This window comes from Streptomyces sp. NRRL F-5126 (assembly GCF_000721265.1).
GTDB lineage: Bacteria > Actinomycetota > Actinomycetes > Streptomycetales > Streptomycetaceae > Streptomyces.
The window spans coordinates 193,898-213,302 of sequence record NZ_JOFZ01000004.1 but is presented as its reverse complement, the minus strand read 5'-3'; the positions used below and the strand labels follow the sequence as shown (position 1 = coordinate 213,302).

The window sequence follows — 19,405 nt, the reverse complement described above, 5'->3', positions numbered from 1 at the left end:
TTCGCCGTGGTGCGAACGCCACTCGCCGAAGTTGTCGTTGACGTGGATGACGGGCACGTCCACGGCCCTGGCGCACTCGATGAGCCGCACGGTGTGTCGGACGTGGGCCGGGCAGCGGAGTTCCGGACCTCCGCGCTTGGCCTGGTCGCCTCGACCGAATGGGAGAGCGAGGTCGAGCGCCCCGTCTCGCCGGGCCCGTGGTGCTCGCCGACCCCGACGGGAACCGCTTCTGCGTGGTCGACCTCAGCCACGCGCACACGGCCACCACTGACGGCGGAACGCCGCGCCGGGGCGCCCCCCTGTTCGCACACCGGGGCGCTTCCCGCTCGGATCGCCGATGTCGGCGGCCAGGACGGCTGAGCCGCGGCCGGCGACGCGGACGGTCAGGCGCCTCCCGCCCGGATCACGCGGGCCGACGCCTCGGCGGTCGCGACGTCCTTCGGGTAGGTGCGCAGCGCCACGAGGCCGAGCAGGCCCGCCGCGATGAGTGGCAGGAGGAAGACCAGCAGCGTGTACTCCAGGCCGTGCGGGCCGCCGAAGACCCCGGAGGAGACCCAGCCGAACAGGGTGGGCGCGGGCCCTTCCGCGAGCGTGCGCAGCACGGTCCTGACGCCTTCGGCCCTGCCCCACAGACAGGGGTGGATGATGTCGAGCCTGGCAGCGTCCAGCGGCGGGTTGACGGCGCCGAGGAGGACGAGGGCGGAGATCAGCAGGGGCAGGGCGACCAGCAGTGTGGTGCTGTGGATCGCGGGGGCCGCGAAGACGGGGACGGCGAGCAGGCACACGGTGGGCACGAGGACCCGGGCGTTGGGCCGCCGCCGCCCCAGCAGCCGGTCCGCCACCCGCCCGCCGGTCAGCACGCCGGCCAGCGCGCCCGCCCCGACGACCAGCACGAGCAGGCTCGCGACCGAGGTGCTGACGCCGTACTGGTGGGTGGTGAAGAGGGTGGCGAACGACCGCAGCCCCGCGAAGAAGAAGTAGCCGAGCGAGGAGGCGATGATCAGCACGAGGTTGGTGCGCACCCGCAGGATGCGGCCCACGGCCCGCCACAGCGGAAACCCGCGCGGGTCCTCGCGCAGGACGAGGTCCTCGTCCGCCGTGACGCCGCTCGCCTCGACGGCCTTTCCCGCCGGGTCGCGGCCCCTCGGCGCGCCTTCGTCTCCGCCACGGTCCTCGTGCGGTGACATGCCTTCGCTTCCGGGCCGCCGTTCGCCGTCCGTGCTGCCCTGGCTGCCGCGCACCGGCTCCGGCAGCCGCCACACCGCCCGTACGAGCAGGACGCCGGGGATGACGAGCCACCAGAAGGCGAAGCGCCAGCCGAGCGCCGAGCCGACGGTGCCGGAGACCGCGAAGCCGAGGCCCGCGCCGGCCAACTCCCCGGCGAGAACGGTCCCGTAGGTCCGCGCACGGTCCCGCACGGGAAAGTAGTCGCCGATCAGCGAGGCGATGGTCGGGCCCGACGTCGCGCTGACCGCGCCGAGCGCGGCCCGGGAGGCGAGCAGCCACAGGTACGAGGGCGCGCAACCGGACAGCGCCGTGGCCGTGACCCACAGCATGGTGGAGAACGCCAGGAGGCGGTTTCTGCGCACCCGGTCGGTGAGCGCGCCCACAGGGATCGTGAAGACGGCGCCGACCACCGCCACGACCGTGGCCAGCAGCCCGATCTCGGTGTTGCCGATGGAGAACGCGTGCTTGAGGGGGCCCGCCATCGCGGAGACCGCGCCCTTGTCCGCGCCGTCGAGCCCCAGCACGGCGCCGAGGACGAGCACGCGCTGTGCGCGCGCCCCGCCGCCGAGGGCGCGCTTCACCCGTTCCCGCAACAGGCGGATCGTGGCTTTGGGCCTCATGAGCCATGTGCTCCGGCCCTGGTCACGGCCGGAGGCGTACGCCGCGCGCCGGACGCGCGAGGATGCCGGCGATCAGCTCAAGGGGTACGGCGAGGGCGACAACGAGCGCGTACGGGCTGCCGGCTGCGGGCCGCAGTACGACACGCGTCACACCGGCGACGCAGGCAGCCTCGGACGCGGCTTCGTACCCCGCCACCTGCCGGTCGTCCTGCCGCGCGTGGTGATCGTCGTCGTCCGGCGGCATCGCCTGCTCCTGACACTTTCCGTCGCCTTTCGCGCACACTACGCGAGCGGGTCATCCGGCGGTGTGAGGCAGAGCCGGGGCCCGTGGTCGGCAGCACCGTCAGGACACCGCGTCCACGCCCGGACGCTCGGCGAGCATGGCGTCCGCCGCGGCGACCGCCTCCGCGATCGTCCGGGACGACGTCATGACGCACAGGGTGTAGGACAGGTCCGCCAGCAGGCGCGCGGTCTCACGGCCGGGGCGCTGCTCGTGAACGATCCTCGCGTCCGAGTACCGGGCGAGCAGCTCACGCAGGACCTGGCGAGAAGGGATGATCATCGTGGCTCCTGACACGCGACGCCGTCGATCCGGCGGAGACGACGAGGAGGGAACCGCTCGTGACACATCGGCCCGAGCGCCGCCATCTGCTGCAGATCCTTGACGGATCGGCCGTGTTCGCGACAGCCCAGGGCAATGCGGATCACCGCCCCGCGCACGGTACTGAATCAAGGGCGAACACTCACGCTGAAGCCATGGTTCAGAGCCGGCAAGTCGTCATGGCATTGCCACGCAGGGCATCAGGCATCGTCCTCGTCCTCGTCCTCGCCTTCCGCCTGTGACGGCGTGGTGCGGGGCACCTCGGGCCGGTCCTCATCGCGGTCGTCCTCACCCTCGGCCTGGGACGGAGTCGTGTCACTCACCGGCGGTACCTCCAGTCCGTACTGTTGACCATTCGCACAATTTTTAACCTTTCGTCACTATCAACGCCAGTCCTGCCTGCCGCATGGAGCAGATGGCGCCCGCGCATCACCCTGGAGAGCTTCGCCCTGACACAAGGAGCACGAGCATGCCGAATGTCGCCGAACTCGTCCTGCGACGACTCAACGAGCGGGGTGCGCAGCGGGTCTACGGCTGTCCGGGGGACGGCATCAACGGGTTCCTGGCGCGGTGCACACGCTGAACGGGCTGTACGACGCGAAGCTCGACCGGCTCCTCGCCGACGGCTCCGCGTACTGCGAGACGGTCGTGCATCCCGGTCAGGCACGGCACCGTCGTGGACCGCGCGTTCAAGACGGCCCTGACGCCGCCGAAGGCCCACGGCTCCGTCTTCTCCAGCGTCGGCTGGAGCGAGCCGAGGGTGCTGCCCGACGAGGCCGGGGTGATCGAGGCCGCCGAGCTTCTCGGCGCGGGTGTCGCGAAGGCCCTGCTGGGGCGCGAGGCGTCCGCCAACCTGATCCAGGGCTGCGACCATCCCCCACCTGCGGCGCGAGGAGGACTGCGGCCGGCGTAAGAAGGTCGAGATCAGGCCGTGGCGAGCGAGCTGTCGCCGCTGCTGCTGGCGAGCGCGGCACCTGAAGCTGCGCGACGGCATGCGGGCGTCGCTCATCGCGGTACACGGACCGGCTCGCGGGCAGCCCGCCGTTCGTCTTCTGCGTCTTCAACAACCAGAACCTCAACCAGGTGACCTGGGAGCAACGTGCCATGGCGGGCGAGACCGCGGCGTCCGCCAGAAGCTGACGGAGTACGCCGAGCACCTGCCCGGACGTGGGAACGGCCACTGAGTCTCACATCCACGCGTCAGGCGTCCGGTTGCGGGCACACGAGAGAACCAGGAGGGGAGAGCAGGGATTTGAGGCCACAGCACACCACCGTCGACGCCGTGCGGGTCCACGCCTTCAAGGTGCCGACCGACGGGCCCGGAGGACGGGAGCAGGACGGCACGCTCGAATGGGACGCGACGACCATGGTGCTCGTCGAGGTCGACGGCGGGGGCGCCACCGGCATCGGCTACACGTACGGCGACGTCTCGGTGGCGTCCTTCCTCACCTCGACGCTGCTGCCCGTCCTCACCGGCTGCGACGCGCTCGCGCCGCCCGCGGCCTGGCAGAGCATGTTCACGGCCATCCGCAACGCGGGCCGCCCGGGCGTCGGTGCGATGGCCGTCTCCGCGGCGGACACCGCCTTGTGGGACCTCAAGGCGAAACTGCTCGGCCTGCCCGTCTTCCAGGCGCTGCCCGCTTTCCACGACCGGGTGCCGGTCTACGGCAGCGGCGGCTTCACCAACTACCCGCTCCACCGGCTGGCGGAACAGCTGGCCGGATGGGCCGGGCAGGGCATCGGGCGGGTCAAGCTCAAGACGTCACGCGATCCCGCGCGTGACCCGGCCAGGCTCGACGCGGTGCGCAAGGCGGTCGGCAACGGCTGCGAGCTGTTCACCGACGCCAACGGCGCCCTGTCCGCGAAGGACGCCGTGTACTGGGCACACCGGTTCGCCGAGCAGTGGGGTGTGACCTGGTTCGAGGAGCCGGTCAGCTCCGACGACCTCGAAGGGCTGCGGTCGGTGCGCGAGAGCGCGCCGGGGGGCATCGAGGTGGCGGCGGGCGAATACGGCTTCGTTCTGCGCGACTTCGCGGGCCTGGTCACCCCGCGCGCGGTCGACTGCCTACAGGCCGACGTCACGAGGTGCGGCGGCATCACCGGCCTGCTCCACGTCTCCGGCCTCGCGGCCGCCCACCACATCGACCTGTCCGCACACTGCGCGCCGGCGCTTTCCGCGCACGCGTTCTGCGCGGTCGACCGGCTGCGGCACCTGGAGTACTTCCACGACCATGTCCGCTTCGAGCGGCTCCTGTTCGAGGGGACGCTCCAACCGGAAGACGGCGCGCTGCGGCCCGATCCCGGCCGGCCGGGGTTCGGCCTCGACGTCAGGTGGGCCGATGCGGAGCGCTACCGCACGTACGGCACCAGCACACGCTGACCTCCTGTCCACCGGCCCTGGGCCGAGAGGTCAGGGCCGGTAGAACGTGACGGAGTCGGGGTTCGGCACGGCGAGCGACGCCCCGGTGCCGGTGAGCCTCCCCGAGCGCCGGTCGACGGCGAAGACGTCGACGGTGCCGCTCGCCTCGTTGGCGACGAGCAGCCACCGCCCGCCGGGGTGGAGCGAGAAGCTCCAGGGCGTCACGCCTGCGCAGGGGACGCGCTGGACCTGCGTGAGCAGGCCGGTCACCGGGTGGGTGGCGAGGACCGCCAGCGCGTTGCCTCCCCGGTCGCCTGCGTAGACGAAGCGGCCGTCGCGGCTGACGGCCAGGTCGGAGGCGCTTCTCGTCCCGTCGGCGCTCGGCGCGCCGATGGGCAGGGTCTGGCGGTGGGTCAGCGCGCCGTGCGCCGGGTCCCAGCGGAGGGTCTGGATGTCCGCAGTCAGCTCGTTCAGGAGGTAGAGCGTGCGGCCGCCGGGGTGGAAGACGACGCGGCGCGGGCCGGAGCCCGGCGCCGTCGCGTAGGCACGCGGGCCGCCGCCTCCGCCCGTGTGCAGGGTCCGTGTCGGCCGGTCGAACCGGCGGACGAAGACACGGTCGGCGCCGAAGTCCGCGACGAGGGCGAATCTGCCGCTCGGGTCGATCGCCACATGGTGCGGATGCGGTCCTGCCTGCCGGGGGTTGGGGCCTGAACCCGCGTCCTGGACGACGGAGGCCGGCGGGCCCAGCTCCCCCGTCCTCGCGATCGGCAGGGCTGCCGCGAGGCCGCCCTCGAAGTTCGCGACGAGGAGTGTCCGCGACGGCTCGTCCACGCCGATGTACGCCACACCGCCGCCGCCCATGCCTGCGCCGCCGGTCGCGACCTCGCCGGTCCTCGTCAGAGCCCCGGTGGTTCGGTCGATGCGGAAGGCGTAGACGACGCCTCCCTCGTCCATCGTGGCGACGTAGAGGACGGGCAGCGCCGGGTGCGGCACGGCCCAGTCGGCGTCCGCCTCACCGACCGGGCCGATCGGTGTCAGGTCTCCGCGTACGGGATCGAACCATGCCCCATAGATGTGTTCGCCCTTCCACGTGTTGACGTAGATGAGTTCACGCGCGGCCCTCCTCGGCGCGGCCTCGGCCACCGGCGCGCGCCCGAGCAGTGGCAGGGCCGCCGCTGCGGACACCGTCACGGCGCCGAGCACGCGTCTGCGCGAGGGCATCGGGGCCGGTACGGCGTCTTCGGGCAGGTGGCGGCCGGGTGCTGCGTGTTCGGGCATGGCGGGTGAACTCCTTCTCTTCTTGGCCGGAGAGTGCCGCGCGGGCACCGGCGCCCGGCGCGGGCCGTGTCAGGGACGACGCGGGGCCGAGCGCCGGTTCGCGAGGCCCAGGCGCCTGAGTGCGTACTTGTCGAGCTGGGTCAGCAGGCCGTTGAGGATCAGTGTCATGATCACCAGGACGATCAGGCCGGCGAACTCGGTGGGGGCGTCGAGGTTCATGGCCGACGTGAACAGTTCGTGTCCGACGCCCTCGGACGAGGCGATGAACTCCCCGCCGATGACGCCGAGGATGGCCAGCGGCCCGCCGGTCTTGAGCGCGGCGAAGAAGGGCGCGGCCAGGGTGGGCACCGTCACGTAGCTGAGCACATGGTGTTTGCGGCCGCCCATCACCTCGATGATCTCGACGAGTTCGCGCTCCCTCAGCCGCAGGCCGAGGTAGATGTTGTAGAAGACCACGAAGGCCACACCCGCGGCGGCTATGTACACCTTCGACCAGGCGCCGATGCCGAAGAACAGCACGAACAGCGGCGCGAGCGCGATCTTGGGTATGCCGTTGACGGCCGCGACCAGCGGCTCCATCACGCGCCCTGCCAGGGGGAAGGAGCCCAGCACGAGACCCATCACGAGCCCGATCGCCACGCCGATGGCGAAGCCGACCACCACCTCGAACGCCGTCGCCCTGATGTCGGTCCATCCGGTCGCCGAGCCGAGCAGCTTCCACAGGGCCCGCGCCACGTCGGTGGGCCTGCTGACCGCGAACCGAGGGATGACGGGCCCACTCATCATCTGCCAGAGGACCAGGGCCAGCGCGATCACCGCGAGGCGCAGGGACACCACCATCGCGCCGCCCCGCCAGTTGCCGCGCTTGCGGCCGGGGTCGCCCTGGCCGCCGATACCGGCGCCGGCCTTTCCGTTCTCGCCGTTCTCTCGGGTCTTGCTCACCGTGTCGCCGGCAGCAGTCACCATCGTCTGCTCCTTGTCCGCTCTCGCCGGCTGCGTCACGCCGATCCGCCCGGCAGGTAGGTGTTGGTCCAGTCGTCGGACGAGACCCTCGCCTTGCCGGAGAGCGCCCCCAGCTTGTCGACGAAGGCCAGCGTCTTGTTCCAGCCGGCGGTGTCCATCTCGTCGGACTTCGGCCAGTCGACCTGCGGGAGGCTGGCCTTGATGACCGGAGCCGGCACGCCGGCCAGTGCCTGGCTCGCGACTTGCTGCACGGACGCGTCGTCCAGGTGCCCGCGCATGTAGTTCGTCGCCTGCTGGACCGCCGTCGCGAACTTCTTGGTGACGGCGGGGTTCTTGGCCGCGTAGTCCTTGGTCGTCACCACGAACTGCCCGTAGCCGGCCTCTTTCGCGGACCACGCGGGGACCTTCACCGGGTCCGCCACTACGACGCCGTCCCCGCTGTTTTGCACCTCAAGCGGCACCGGCTCGGAGGTGACGAACCAGTCGATCTGGTTGCTCTTGAGCGAGGTCTTGTCCGCGGCCGGGCTGGGCAGCGACACCCACTTGCCGGGCTTGGCGTGGTACTGGTCGAGGAAGATCTCCGCCTCTGCCTTCGTGTTGGCTGAACTGGCGCCGCCGGTTGAGCCCTTCAGCGCCTTGGCCACCTGTGACGCGGGGGTGCCGGCGGTCAGCCCGTGCGCCTTGGCGAACTTCGTGCTGACGATGAGGCCGAGCGGATTGCCTCCCCCGTTCTCACCGATCGCCAGCTCGGGCAGGCCCTTGCCGACGGCGGACAGGAAGTTGGTCGGGCTGTCGTTGAGGAACTGCACCGAGCCCGACTGGAGGGCCGATGCGCCGGTCGCCGCGGTGAGCGTCACGTACTTGACCTTCAGCCCCGCCTTGCGGAAGTAGCCCTTGGCGTCGGCGACGCGTATGGACATGTCGAAGATGTTGCCCGAGATCCCGACGGTGACCGTCGTGGTCCCGCCACCGCTCGCGCTGCTGCTCGCGGAGGAGTCGTCGCCGCACGCGCTCAGCAGGACGGATCCGAGCGCGGTGACCGTCGCCAGTGCGAGGAGCCGGTGGCCACCGTGCGCGAGCGGCCTGCGTGCGCGTCCGTCTCTCGTGCGGTGCGGGTCGTGGTGTGTCATCGGGTCTCCTGTAGGTATGCGTGCGGTGTGCGTGCCAAGCGGGGAAGGAACCGCCGTGTCACTGCCCGAGTACGAGTGCGTACCTGGCGGTGGCGACGTGGTGGCGCATCGCGGCCGTGGCCGCGGCCGGGTTGCGCGTGACGATGGCGAGCAGGATGGCCTGGTGTTCCTCGTACGAGCCGGTCCTCGGGTGGGGTGCGGAGACGTTGCGGTACTGGCGCATCACCAGGGGATACAGGAGGGTGGCATAGGCGCGTGCCAGTGTCTCCTGGTGTGCCGCCGCCTTCACCTGCTGGTGGAAGCGGCGGTTGCCCCGCGAGTACGCGGCCTGGTCGCCGTGCGCCTGGGCGCGTGCCATGCCGTGGAGTGTGGCGCGCAGTTCGCGTATCTCGTCCTCGGTGGCCCGCTCGGCGGCCTTGCCCGCGAGCGCGGACTCGAGGGTCTCGCGGGCTTCGAGGATGTCGGTCGCCTCCTCCGGTGTGAAACTCCTCGTCCTGACACCGCGGTTGACCTCGCTGGTGACGTAGCCCTCCTGGGTCAGGTGCACGAGGACCGCACGCACCGTGGACCGTGAGACGTTGAACCTCCGGGTCAGATCGGCCTCCGTGAGCCGCGTGTTGGGTGCGATGCTGCCCGATAGCAGCAGCGAGCGCAGCTGGTCGTAGGCATGGCTGTACCGGGTGGTGGGGGTGCTCGGCCCGGGGGTGCTCGACTCGCTCGTCATGCCGTTGTTCATGCCTCGTGTGCGTGGTCGGCCGCCGTGTGCCGGTGGTGGCGCTCGTGGTGGCGGCGCAGCAGGTCGACCCCGTAGTCGTTGCCGTTCGGTGTGCGGACGACGGTGTGGATGTGGCGCCGGGTCGGTACGTCGTTGTCGAACATCACACCGGCCTGGTGCTCGAACTCGATGAGGATGACCGGGCTGTGCACGCGGTAGTAGAAGACCCCGTCCGGGTCGCCGATCCAGCCGAAGTAGGTCTCCGCTGCGTGGGCGAACACCTCGTCCGTCCGTACCCGGGCGTGTCCGTCGCCTGCGCGGCCGACGTACAGGCCGAGCAGCTCCGAGGCGAGTGCGTGCTGGCCGGGGGTCAGCGCACCGAACGGCAGGCCCTCGTAGTTGAGTTCGAAGTTGTCGCGGAAGGCGCCGGCGAACAGGTCGGGCGGCATCGTCTCGGCGATCGTCGCCAGGCCGCGCCGGCGCCCGTCGAGGCTCGCGAACAGCTCCTGGCCCACGGACTCCTCGCGCCGGAACACGGTGGTGCCGGCGTACTTACCGGATTCGGCGACGACGGGCTCGGCGCCGAGGAACGTCGGTGTGAGGGTCATCTGGTCGCCCACGAACACGCAGTTGACGTTGACGTGGTGCCCGTCGAGCTGCCAGCCCCACGGGCGGCCTCGCTCGGGCTCCCCGTAGACGGTGAACCAGTACAGCCACTCGTTCAGCAGATCGGTCTCGCCGCGCAGTTCGCCAATCGTCAGGTTGAGCCGCATCAGGTCGGTGACCTGGCGGAAGCCGGCCTCGCTGAGGCTTCGGCGCACGATGTCGAGTGCCAGGCGGCGCCTGTGCTCGTCGAACTCCTCCAGGCACAGGCCGTGCCGCAGGAAGTAGCGTGCGCCGTTCGCCCAGTGCCGCCAGGTCTCGTCCTCCATGCCAAGCCGGCCCTCGGCGAGTTGACCGGGGTCGAGGGTGGCCAGGTACTCCTCGGCCGCGGTGCGTACCCCGCGGACGTCGACGCCGGTGCTCCGCAGCGGGAACAGGTCGGGCCGCGTGCCCTGCGCCGTGGCGAGGCCGCGGAAGGGCTCCGCCGCCGCGCGCCTGCGCCATTCGACCTTCTCCAGCAGTTCCGGTGTCCACACCTCGGGCCGGCGTGTGGGCGCGCTCGGGCGGTGCCGCAGTCCCGTCATGGCCGCCTCACCTCGCCCCTGCGGAGGCGCCTGACAGGTCGATCTCGGACTTGAACACACTCCAGAGCTCGTTGTAGATCTCGGAGAACTCGTGCGAGTCGACAAGGGAGCCGATGCTGCGCGGCCGCTCGAAGGGGACCCGCAGAACACGTGTCACCGTGCCCGGCCCCTTGGACATCACGACCACCTCGTCGGCGAGGTAGATCGCCTCGTTGAGGTCGTGGGTGACGAAGACCAGCGTGCCTTCCTGCTCCTGCCACAGATTGAGCAGGTCCTGCTGGAGCTTGAGGCGTGTGATGGCGTCGAGCGGCCCGAACGGCTCGTCCATGAGCACGATGGACGGGTCGTAGATCAGGGCACGCGCGATCGCACACCGCTTCTGCATACCGCCGGAGAGCTCCCTGGGGTAGTGGTCCTCGAAGCCCGTGAGGCCGACCACCTTGACCCAGTGGGCGACACGCTCGTCGCGCTCGTCCTTGGGCACCTTGCGGAACTTCAGGGCCAGGCCGATGTTCGCCTTGACGCTGAGCCAGGGCAGCAGGTGCGACTGCTGGGTGACGTACGCCGCCGAGGAATTGACGGCGGTGACACGCTCTCCGTCGAAGTGCACCTGGCCCCGGGTCGGCGACAGCAGCCCCGCGGCCAGGTTGAGGATGGTGCTCTTGCCGCATCCACTCGGCCCGATCACGGCGACGAGCTTGCGCCGCGCGACCCGGAACGTGACGTCCTGGATGGCGGGTTGGTGCGACCCCGGGAACTCCAGGGTGACGTTGTCGAAGCGGAGTGCCTCCGCGCTTGGATCACGCTGGTTGGTCGACAACTGCGTCTCCTTGACCGGCTACGGGTGAGGCGATGCGGCACTCGCGCCCGCGGCGTTCGAGTAGCCCTGTCGGTTAGATTGTCCAACAACTTGCGAGCGACCGTAACACCGGGAAATCGCCTCCACAAGAAGTGTGCACGAAAAATGCGATGCGATGGAGATCCTCACCTCCCAGTCCTGGTCAGCTTGTTGGACAAAATTCTGACAGAGCGCTCACAGGATCGCCGAGGACCACGCTCAGCGCCCGCCACACCGCCGAGTCGGCCGCCACCCACACTCCCGTCGGCCACTTCCACGAAGATGCGAGCAGCATTGTCTGACAATAATTGACGCTCTGACCTCGTAAAGCGCGTGAACTATTGAGAGTCGATTTCAAGAGTGTTAGCGTCTCGCGCACCTTGTTGGACAATCCCCCGACGAAGGGATCTGGTACAGCGATGTCATTCGAGATGAAGCGCCGGGTGTTCCTGGCGGCCGGCGCGGGTGCCGCGGGCACCGCGCTCCTGCCCAAGTCCTTCGCCGTGGCGGCCGCCGCACACGGCAAGAAGGGTGTGATGCTGATGAACCGCATCGCACCGTCGTCGTCGACCCTGTACGTCTCCGACGCCGACGGCTCGAACGAGCGTGCCCTGCTGCGCGAGGCCGCGTTCGACCACCACGCCGCCTTCTCCGCCGACGGCCGCTCGGTGTTCTTCACGTCGGAGCGCACCGGCGACGGCAACTCCTGCCTCTACCGGGTCGGCATCGACGGAACCGGCGTCCGCCCCCTGGTGGCCGGCGCGTCGATGGCCGACTGCGCCGTCCCCTCGCCCGACGGGACGACGGTGGCCTTCGTGTCCACGAACAGCGACGACCACCTCACCCAGATCTGGCTGCTCGACCTGCGCACACAGAAGCTCACCAACCTGACGGGCACCGCCGCGCTCGCGGGCGATCCCGCGAGCCCCGACGGCCACTTCCGCCCGTCCTGGTCGCCCGACGGCCAGTGGCTGGCCTTCTCCAGCGACCGCGACACGGCCTGGCGAGGCCACGACAACGGCAAGGGCTGGGAGCACACCCAGGAGCTGAGCATCTACGTCATACGGCCCGACGGCACCGGCTTCCGCCGGGTGGCGACCCGGGACGGGTACTGCCAGGGCTCCCCGAAGTGGTCGCCCGACGGCTCCAGGATCGTCTTCTACGAGCTCACGGTGGAAGCGACGTGGGGTGCCCACCGCCCGGAGGACATCGGCATCGTCGAGTCCCAGATCGTCTCGGTCGACGTCGCCACCGGCGCGCGCACCGAGCACACGTCGGGAGCCGGTCTGAAGGTCGCTCCCCAGTTCCTGAGCGGCACCGAGATCGGCTACCTGGTCAAGGGCGGTCCCGACGAGGGCCTTGCCTACGTGTCGGGCACGCTGCCGGCCGTCAAGCGGTCGTCGCTGCGCTCGCCGGTCTGGTCGCCGGACGGCAAGTCGGTGATCTACGAGAAGGTCGACTTCACGACGCGCAAGCTGGACGCGCCGCTGTACAGCTGGGACCCGGACTGGGACTACCGCTTCTGCGACGTGTTCCCCGTCCTGTCGCGCCAGGGGCTCCTCGCGATCACGGACAAGCAGCTCGGCAACTCGTCGATCGTCACCATGAGGCCGGACGGCTCGCGGCAGAAGGTCGTCCTCAACACCGCGAACACCGACCTCGACCAGACGCTGGTCGCACAGGGACTGGCCGGCGCGTTCCGTCCCAGCTGGTCGAACGACGGCAAGTGGATCGCGTTCGGCCTGGGCGGCTGGTTCCAGGAGCGCGCGGTGTCCACCGCCGCCATCTACCGCGTGGCCGCCGACGGCTCGTCGTACGAGGCGCTCACCGACGGCACGGTCAACGCCGGCTTCCCGAGCTTCTCCGAGGACGGCAACCGGATCGTCTACCGCGTGTGGGGGGAGGACAACGGCCTGCGCGTCCTCGACCTGCGGAAGAGGACCACGACCGTCCTCACCACCGAGTCCGACAACCTGCCCGACTGGTCGCCCGACGGCAAGCTCATCCTCTTCACCCGCAGAACGAGCGCCACCAACTTCGACGTCTGCACCATCAGGCCCGACGGCACCGGGCTCGCCGTCCTGACGAGCAGCGGCGCCAACGACGGCCACGCCGTGTGGGCCTCCGACGGGCGCGTCCTCTACAACAGCGGGATGTACGGCTTTCGCGAGGAGGCCGCGCTGTACGACAACACCTTCCAGCCGTACGGCCAGATCTTCAGCATGAAGGCGGACGGCTCGGACAAGCGGATGCTCACCGACAGCCAGTGGGAGGACTCCATGCCGATCTACATCCCGCAGTCCCTGCTGACCGGGTGAGGTGACGTGAGGCGCGCCTGCATCGCGCGGTAGGTGGTGGCGGCGGGCACGGGCAGGCCGTCGCGGACGCTCTCGGCCACGCGGACGGCCGCGTCGACGGCCGCGCGATACGGCAGCGACCCCGTGCTGACGCGGCGGACCCCGAGGCGGCCGAGGTCCGCTCGCGAAAGGCCGGGCACGACGAGGACGTTGAGTGGCACGGGGATGGCGGACGCGAGTTCCCTGAGCTCGTCCGGCTCGCTCGCCCCGGGCACGAAGATCCCGTCGGCCCCGGCCTCCACATAGTGCTCCGCACGGCGCAGCGTCGAGCGGACGTCGGCGTCCTCGCCGAGCCAGTAGGTGTCGACCCTCGCGTTGACGAACACCTCGGGACTGCGGCGTTTGACGGCGGCGACCTTGGCGGCATGGGAACGGGGGTCGGCGAGCCGCTCGTCCGTGCTGTCCTCGATGTTGACCCCGGCGGCGCCGAGTGCCTCGACGTAGGCGGCGACCTGCTCGGGGTCGTCGTCATAGCCGTCCTCGACGTCCGCGCTGATGTGGACCGGGAGGCGGGACAGCCCGCGAACGAGGCCGAGAGTCGCCTCCCGGCTCGCCCGGCCGCCGTCGGGCCTGCCGGACGCGGCGGCCACGCCGAAGCTCGTCGTGCCGACGGCGGGGAACCCGGCGCCTGCGAGAGCGAGGGCGGAGGAGAAGTCCCAGGCGTTGGGGAGGAGAAAGGGCAGATCGTCCTGGCGGTGCAGCTCCGAGAATGACGTCACACTCCATTGTCCGCGCTCCGCCCCCGGTGCGGAAGTGATCTCGGGGTCCGTGGCGGGTACGTGTCGGCGGTGAGCGCCGCGTGCCGGACAGGGCGGGCGGCTCCGTGAGCGCGAGAGGAAGCCTCCATGCCGACGAGTCCAGATGCGTCCCGTGAACTGCCGCTGTCCGGGACCGTGTCCCTGGTGACAGGGGCTTCGAGCGGCATCGGCGCGGAGGTGGCGCTGGGGATCGCCCGGCGGGGCGGGGCGGTCGCCCTGGTCGCGCGGCGGGCGGACCGTCTCAAGGACCTCACGGGACGGATCGAGGAGGAGGGTGGCACGGCGTTCGCGGTGCCCGCCGAGCTGAGCGGGGCGGAGTCGGCGCGGGCCGTGGTGGATGAGGTGGCCGGGCGGTTCGGGCGGCTCGACATCCTCGTCAACAACGCGGGCTACGGCGTGCGTGCAGATGTCGAGGACAGCGATCCGGAGGACTGGGACAGGATGGTGGACGTCAATGTCAGGGCCGTGCTGCACCTGTCCCGCTGTGCCCTGCCGCATCTGCTGAGTGCGGCGGCGGGCGGCCCGCGCGGCGTCGCCGACCTGGTGACGACCGGTTCGGTGGCCGGGCGCATCCCCCGGCCGCACAACAGCGTGTACTCGGCGACGAAGCACGCGGTGGGGTCGTTCACCGAGGCGCTGCGCGCCGAGGTGACCGGCCGTGGGGTGCGCGTCGGCATCGTGGAGCCCGGCATGGTGCGCACGGAGATGACGGCGGGCGGGCAGTCGTCGGCCGGCGGCGCCATGCCGCGGGAGAAGTGGCTGGCGCCGGCGGACGTGGCACGGTCGGTGCTGTTCATGGTGGAGCAGCCGCCGCACGCCGCCGTGAACGAGATCATGGTCCGCCCGACCGCGCAGGAGCACTGAGCGGTACGGGCCGGGCGTCGCGGGCGCGGGGGCGTGTCAGCCCTCCGCGCCCGGCGCCCAGCCCGGCGGGCGGAAGAGGTAGCCGACGCGGTCGCGCCAGCGCCGTGCGGAGCGTACGTCGTGCCAGGCCGCCGCGTACTCGTGGAACGCCACGCGCAGCGGGTTGTACGTGGCGATGTTCTTCGTCAGCCCGTACACGACGCGCTCGCCCTCGGGTTCGAAGGTACGCAGGAGCCGGTCCCAGATGATGAGGATGCCGCCGTAGTTGCGGTCCAGGTAGACGTTGTTCGAGCCGTGGTGCACGCGGTGGTGTGACGGTGTGTTGAACAGCAGCTCGACGGGCCGCCACAGCTTGTCGACGCGTTCGGTGTGCAGGAAGAACTGGTAGCCGAGGCTGATGGACTGCTGGAGCAGGATCATCCAGGGCGGCAGGCCGGCCAGCGCCAGGGGCAGCCAGAACGGCAGTGTGGTCATCGGTGTCCAGCTCTGCCGCAGCGCCGTCGAGAGGTTGTAGTGGACGCTTGAGTGGTGGGCCACGTGGCTCGCCCACAGCACGCGCACCCGGTGGTGTGCGCGGTGGAAGACGTAGTACGCGAGGTCGTCCGCGAAGAACAGCAGCAGCCACGTCCAGCCGCTGGAGGCCGGCAGGTGCCACGGGGAGACGGCGTACAGGCCCGCGTACAGGACGACCGTCACGGCCTTCCACGGCACGCCGATGACCTGGCTGCCCGCGCCCATGGACAGGCTGGTCGCGGTGTCGCGCACCTCGTAGCCGCGCTCGTCGTCGTCCGGCAGGAAGCGGTACGAGAGCGCCTCCACCACCACGAGCAGCACGAACGCGGGTATGGCGTAGATCACGGCAGGGATCATGTCACCGCACCTCCTTGGCGGTTGCCGCGGGCACACTGCGGGTCAGGAGTTCACGCGCCAGGCGCTCGGCGGCCGCGGCCTCGCGCGCGGCGATGTGTCCGGCGAGGCGCACGTGGGCGTCCACGTCGAGGAGTTCGGCGGTGCGCAGGTCCTCGGGGACGTCGGCGGCCGGGATGGCGCCGCCCACCAGGCTGTTGAACGCCAGCAGGTAGGCGAGGTTGCCCGAGCCCTCGACGATCAGCCGCCACCAGGCCACGTCGGCGGTGTCGAGCTCCGGCAGGTCGGGGCCCGCGTTCGCGTAGCGGCCCGCGGTCTCGACGATCGCGGCGGCGACGGGTTCCGGGCATCTCGTCGCGCACAGGCGGGCGGCGTCCGCGCCGATGCACGCGCGCATCTCCATCGCGTCGCGTACGAGTTCGGCGGGGGTGGGGCCCGCGCCGATGGCGGCGATGCCCACCGCGAGGTCGAGCCCCGCGGTGCGGCGCCAGTCGAGGACGAGTGTCCTGCCGCCCTGGCTGACCTCGACAAGGCGTGCCTGCTGGAGACGTTTGACGGCCTCGCGGACGGCGTGCCGGTTCACCTGGAACTCGGCAGCCAGGTCGCGTTCGGCGGTGAGCGCGGAGCCCGGCGGCAGCTCGCCGCCGACGATCCTGTCGCGCAGGCGTGCGTAGACCTGGTCGGAGACGGCCTCGCGCCGTATGGGTGGCTGGGGCATGGCCGTCATGGTGGACCCACGGAGCCGACTGGTCAACTGGTTGGACCGGATGGGATGGTGCCGAGGACGACTCCGGGCCCCCGCGCGGTGGTGCCGCGCGGGGGCCCGGAGCGTGCCGTGCGGTACTGCCTCAGCCGGCGGGGCAGCCGGCCACGGTCGGCTGCGACGCGTCGCGGATCAGCGCCTGCTGCGCCGCCCTCACCCGCTTCACGTCCGGCTTGACGACCTTCCTGTCGTACGTCATCAGGCCGTTGAGCTCGCCCTCGACGTCCGTGATCTGCGTGTACACGGCTCCGTTGTCGCCCTGGCAGGCCAGCTTGCGCACCTCGCCGAGCTTCTCCAGGTAGTCGTCCGTGTAGGCGGCCGAGTCGACGTCCACGTACGACTGCTGGACGGCCCAGGAGTGCCCGGGCACGGCGAGTCCGAGCCCGCCGTACTCACCGCTGACCAGAGCGCGCTTGCCGTCAGGGCTCGGCGGCAGTGCCGGGCTCGGGTAGCCGTGTTCGTCGATGATGTCGCCGGCCCCGCCGTCCGTGCCCAGGTTGACGCCGGACATGTTGTTGACGAGGCGGGTGGGGTCCCACGACTTGGCCTGCTGGGCGATGCGGCCGACGTCGTACTGGCCCCAGCCCTCGTTGAACGTGACCCACATGATGACCGAGGGGTGGCTGATGTGCTGGTCGATCATCTGCTTCATCTCGTGCTCGTACTCGGTGCGCTGCGCGGCCGTGTCGGGCGTCCTGCTCATGGCCGGCATGTCCTGCCAGACGAGCAGGCCGAGCTTGTCCGCCCAGTAGAACCAGCGGTCGGGTTCCACCTTGATGTGCTTGCGCACCGAGTTGAAGCCCATCGCCTTGTGCATCTTCAGGTCGTAGGCCAGGGCGTCGTCCGTCGGCGCCGTGTACAGGCCGTCGGGCCAGAAGCCCTGGTCGAGCGTGGCCATCATGAAGATGGGCTTGCCGTTGAGCATCGTGCGCGGCGTGCCGTTCACGTTCTTGACGGCGATGGAGCGCATACCGAAGTAGCTGCCGACACGGTCGTGCCCGACGCGCACCTTGAGGTTGTACAGGAACGGGTCGTCGGGCGACCACAGATGCGCCTTGTTGATCTTCAGGGTCAGCGGTTCGCCGGTGCGCCCGCGGGCCGTCGCGACCGGGCGCTTGCCGTTGTACGCCGTCGCCGTGATCGGCACGCCGTCGCGCACGCCCTCGGCCTCGACCGTGGCCCGGCCGTCCTTGACGTCCGGGGTGATCTTCAGCGATCCGACGTGGTCCGCGGCCACCGGCTCCATCCACACCGTCTGCCAGATGCCGGAGGACGGCGTGTACCAGATGCCGCTCGGGTCGGTGCGCTGCTTGCCCACCGGCTGGTCGGGACCGCCGGCCTCGTCGGTCGGGTCGTAGACGCCGACGATCAGCTCCTGGGTGCGTCCGGGCTTCAGCGCGTCGGTGATGTCCGCGCTGAACTTGTCGTAGCCGCCCTTGTGTTCGGCGACCTTGTGGCCGTTGACGTACACCTCGGCCTGCCAGTCCACGGCGCCGAAGTTCAATTCGAGGCGCTTGCCGTGGGCCTTGCTGACGTGCCAGCTCCTCGGCACGGTGAAGGTCCGGCGGTACCACATGCGGTCCTCGTGCTTCTCCACGCCGGAGAGCTGCGACTCCACCGGGTACGGCACGAGGATCTTGTCGTCGAGGCGCTTGCCGACCGGCGGCTGCTCGCCCGCCTTGGCCGCGGAGAACTGCCACTCGCCGTTGAGGTTCTGCCAGGCGCCGCGGGTGAGCTGGGGCCTGGGGTACTCGGGGTGGGCATTGGACGGGCTGACGTCGGCCGCCCACTTGGTGGACAGCTCGTACTCGGACCCGTTCGGGCCGCTGCTCCAGAAGTGGCCGACCGCCGTGCCGTCGGCGCCGGTCAGGCCGCCTTCGCCGTCGTAGGTGACGTCGGCCTGCCCGGAGGCGCCGCCGCCCTTCTTGCCGACGACCGGCTCCTTGAGTCCGACGAGGAGGGAGCGCGGGTCGGCCGGGTCGGCCTTCACCGTGCTCAGCGGCCACTTGGCACCGCCGATGACGGCCTGCAAGTGGTCGAGGAGGCCGGCCGGCGGGGCCGCGAGGGCCTGGGCGAAGTCCAGCTTGAGGGTGCGGCCGTCCTTGAGGACGGACGTGGAGATCGCGCCGTCGTAGTGCCAGTCGGGAGGCAGGCGGAAGGCGGAGGAGGGTATGGCCTCCTTGGCCTCACCGGGCTCGGTCCACCGCAGGTGGAGGTTGGAGCCGCCGAAGTGCTCGAAGTACTCGACCTTGATGTCGTAGGCCTTGCCCGCCGTCAGGTTGACGGGCTGCGAGGTCTGCTCGTTGTCCCAGTCGTCGACCCAGTGGTCGATGGCGAGCTTGCCGTCGACCCAGAGCCGGAAGCCGTTGTCGCCGGTGATGGAGAACGTCGTCGCGCCGGACTTCTCCGGGACGACCTCGCCCGTCCAGCGGACGGTGTCGTCGTCGGACTGGCCGGTGGCCGTCTGCAGCCTGGACTCCAGGCTGTCGAAGTCGATGTTCGGGTCGAACCCGGTGGCCTTGAGCGTGTGGAAGTCGAAGGCTCCTGGGGCGGATTGCGTGTAGTACTCGCCCTTGAGGCCGTGCGGGCCCGCGGGGGCGTCGTCGGCCGCGCTGGCGGACGGCGGCACGGCGAATGCCGCGAGGCCGAGGCCCGCGGCCAGAAGCATGGCCAATCGGCGTCTTGGTCGTTTGGTGCGCACGAATCCTCCGTGACGTGGGTGGGGACGGCCGGTCAGCGCATGAGTAACGGTGACCGTGCCGCGCGACCGCTTCCGACAACGTTGTCAGCGACGCCGTCGCGGCCGGTTCGCCGGTTGGAGACCACCGAGCGCGTCACGTGCGCGGCCCGCACATCGCGAGAACGGCGAGGCGGCAGG

Annotated in this window: 17 protein-coding genes and 2 pseudogenes; 4 read left to right on the top strand and 15 right to left on the bottom strand. The window is 70.6% G+C overall.

The window, feature by feature from the left end; all coding sequences use genetic code 11:
* From IH48_RS36935 to IH48_RS37355, 5 genes and pseudogenes are all read right to left on the bottom strand, one after another.
* Positions 1 to 87: pseudogene (locus IH48_RS36935) on the bottom strand (cysteine hydrolase); the annotation flags it as partial.
* 296 nt (positions 88 to 383) lie between these two features.
* Positions 384 to 1,847 (bottom strand): MFS transporter, encoded by a 1,464-nt coding sequence (locus tag IH48_RS0109405; RefSeq protein ID WP_030901725.1) that lies wholly within the window; start codon positions 1,845 to 1,847, stop codon positions 384 to 386.
* 22 nt (positions 1,848 to 1,869) lie between these two features.
* Positions 1,870 to 2,091, bottom strand: coding sequence for a hypothetical protein (locus IH48_RS0109400; protein WP_030901724.1), 222 nt, complete (start codon positions 2,089 to 2,091; stop codon positions 1,870 to 1,872).
* Positions 2,092 to 2,190: 99 nt separating this feature from the next.
* A complete protein-coding gene (locus IH48_RS0109395) occupies positions 2,191 to 2,409 on the bottom strand; it encodes a DUF5133 domain-containing protein (protein WP_030901721.1) in 219 nt (72 codons plus the stop codon).
* Between the two features lie 239 nt (positions 2,410 to 2,648).
* Positions 2,649 to 2,771: a hypothetical protein gene (locus tag IH48_RS37355; RefSeq protein WP_267885306.1), complete on the bottom strand. Its 123-nt coding sequence runs from the start codon at positions 2,769 to 2,771 to the stop codon at positions 2,649 to 2,651.
* Positions 2,772 to 3,009: 238 nt separating this feature from the next.
* Here IH48_RS37355 and IH48_RS37605 point away from each other — a divergent pair.
* Together IH48_RS37605 and IH48_RS0109375 are read left to right on the top strand one after the other, a co-directional pair.
* Positions 3,010 to 3,564 (top strand): annotated as a pseudogene (locus IH48_RS37605) (hypothetical protein); the annotation flags it as partial.
* Between the two features lie 136 nt (positions 3,565 to 3,700).
* Positions 3,701 to 4,828, top strand: coding sequence for an enolase C-terminal domain-like protein (locus IH48_RS0109375; RefSeq protein WP_030901715.1), 1,128 nt, complete (start codon positions 3,701 to 3,703; stop codon positions 4,826 to 4,828).
* 30 nt (positions 4,829 to 4,858) lie between these two features.
* Here the strand turns inward: IH48_RS0109375 and IH48_RS0109370 are convergent, their stop codons facing one another.
* The 6 genes from IH48_RS0109370 to IH48_RS0109340 all read right to left on the bottom strand — a co-directional run bounded on the left by IH48_RS0109370 (position 4,859) and on the right by IH48_RS0109340 (position 10,900).
* The gene (locus IH48_RS0109370; RefSeq protein ID WP_234434188.1) at positions 4,859 to 6,085 is read right to left on the bottom strand and encodes a lactonase family protein; all 1,227 of its coding nucleotides are present in this window, start codon (positions 6,083 to 6,085) and stop codon (positions 4,859 to 4,861) included.
* A gap of 69 nt (positions 6,086 to 6,154) precedes the next feature.
* The gene (locus IH48_RS0109360) at positions 6,155 to 7,051 is read right to left on the bottom strand and encodes an ABC transporter permease (RefSeq protein WP_078849585.1); all 897 of its coding nucleotides are present in this window, start codon (positions 7,049 to 7,051) and stop codon (positions 6,155 to 6,157) included.
* 32 nt (positions 7,052 to 7,083) lie between these two features.
* The gene (locus IH48_RS0109355; protein ID WP_078849584.1) at positions 7,084 to 8,178 is read right to left on the bottom strand and encodes an ABC transporter substrate-binding protein; all 1,095 of its coding nucleotides are present in this window, start codon (positions 8,176 to 8,178) and stop codon (positions 7,084 to 7,086) included.
* A gap of 58 nt (positions 8,179 to 8,236) precedes the next feature.
* On the bottom strand, positions 8,237 to 8,914 hold the full coding sequence (locus IH48_RS0109350; protein WP_234434187.1) for a GntR family transcriptional regulator: 678 nt from the start codon (positions 8,912 to 8,914) through the stop codon (positions 8,237 to 8,239).
* On the bottom strand, positions 8,911 to 10,080 hold the full coding sequence (locus tag IH48_RS0109345) for a DUF3500 domain-containing protein (RefSeq protein WP_051839453.1): 1,170 nt from the start codon (positions 10,078 to 10,080) through the stop codon (positions 8,911 to 8,913). The genes IH48_RS0109350 and IH48_RS0109345 overlap by 4 nt, the downstream gene beginning before the upstream one ends.
* Before the next feature lie 7 nt (positions 10,081 to 10,087).
* Positions 10,088 to 10,900, bottom strand: a complete 813-nt coding sequence (locus IH48_RS0109340) for an ABC transporter ATP-binding protein (protein ID WP_030901699.1) — start codon at positions 10,898 to 10,900, stop codon at positions 10,088 to 10,090.
* Between the two features lie 437 nt (positions 10,901 to 11,337).
* Between IH48_RS0109340 and IH48_RS0109335 the strand changes: the two genes are divergently transcribed.
* Positions 11,338 to 13,236, top strand: a complete 1,899-nt coding sequence (locus IH48_RS0109335; protein WP_199809920.1) for a PD40 domain-containing protein — start codon at positions 11,338 to 11,340, stop codon at positions 13,234 to 13,236.
* Here the strand turns inward: IH48_RS0109335 and IH48_RS0109330 are convergent.
* Positions 13,206 to 13,994, bottom strand: a complete 789-nt coding sequence (locus tag IH48_RS0109330) for an isocitrate lyase/PEP mutase family protein (RefSeq protein ID WP_051839451.1) — start codon at positions 13,992 to 13,994, stop codon at positions 13,206 to 13,208. The two genes, IH48_RS0109335 and IH48_RS0109330, sit on opposite strands and share 31 nt — an antisense overlap.
* Before the next feature lie 126 nt (positions 13,995 to 14,120).
* On the opposite strand from IH48_RS0109330, the gene IH48_RS0109325 reads away from it, so the two are divergent.
* Positions 14,121 to 14,897: an SDR family oxidoreductase gene (locus tag IH48_RS0109325; protein ID WP_051839449.1), complete on the top strand. Its 777-nt coding sequence runs from the start codon at positions 14,121 to 14,123 to the stop codon at positions 14,895 to 14,897.
* 36 nt (positions 14,898 to 14,933) lie between these two features.
* Here IH48_RS0109325 and IH48_RS0109320 read toward each other — a convergent pair whose 3' ends face one another.
* The 3 genes from IH48_RS0109320 to IH48_RS0109310 all read right to left on the bottom strand — a co-directional run bounded on the left by IH48_RS0109320 (position 14,934) and on the right by IH48_RS0109310 (position 19,228).
* The gene (locus IH48_RS0109320) at positions 14,934 to 15,767 is read right to left on the bottom strand and encodes a sterol desaturase family protein (protein WP_030901688.1); all 834 of its coding nucleotides are present in this window, start codon (positions 15,765 to 15,767) and stop codon (positions 14,934 to 14,936) included.
* Position 15,768: 1 nt separating this feature from the next.
* Positions 15,769 to 16,482: a FadR/GntR family transcriptional regulator gene (locus IH48_RS0109315; protein WP_030901686.1), complete on the bottom strand. Its 714-nt coding sequence runs from the start codon at positions 16,480 to 16,482 to the stop codon at positions 15,769 to 15,771.
* Positions 16,483 to 16,612: 130 nt separating this feature from the next.
* Positions 16,613 to 19,228 carry a glycoside hydrolase family 2 gene (locus IH48_RS0109310; RefSeq protein ID WP_030901682.1) on the bottom strand — a complete coding sequence of 872 codons (2,616 nt, stop codon included), beginning with the start codon at positions 19,226 to 19,228 and terminating at the stop codon, positions 16,613 to 16,615.
* Positions 19,229 to 19,405: the final 177 nt, after the last annotated feature.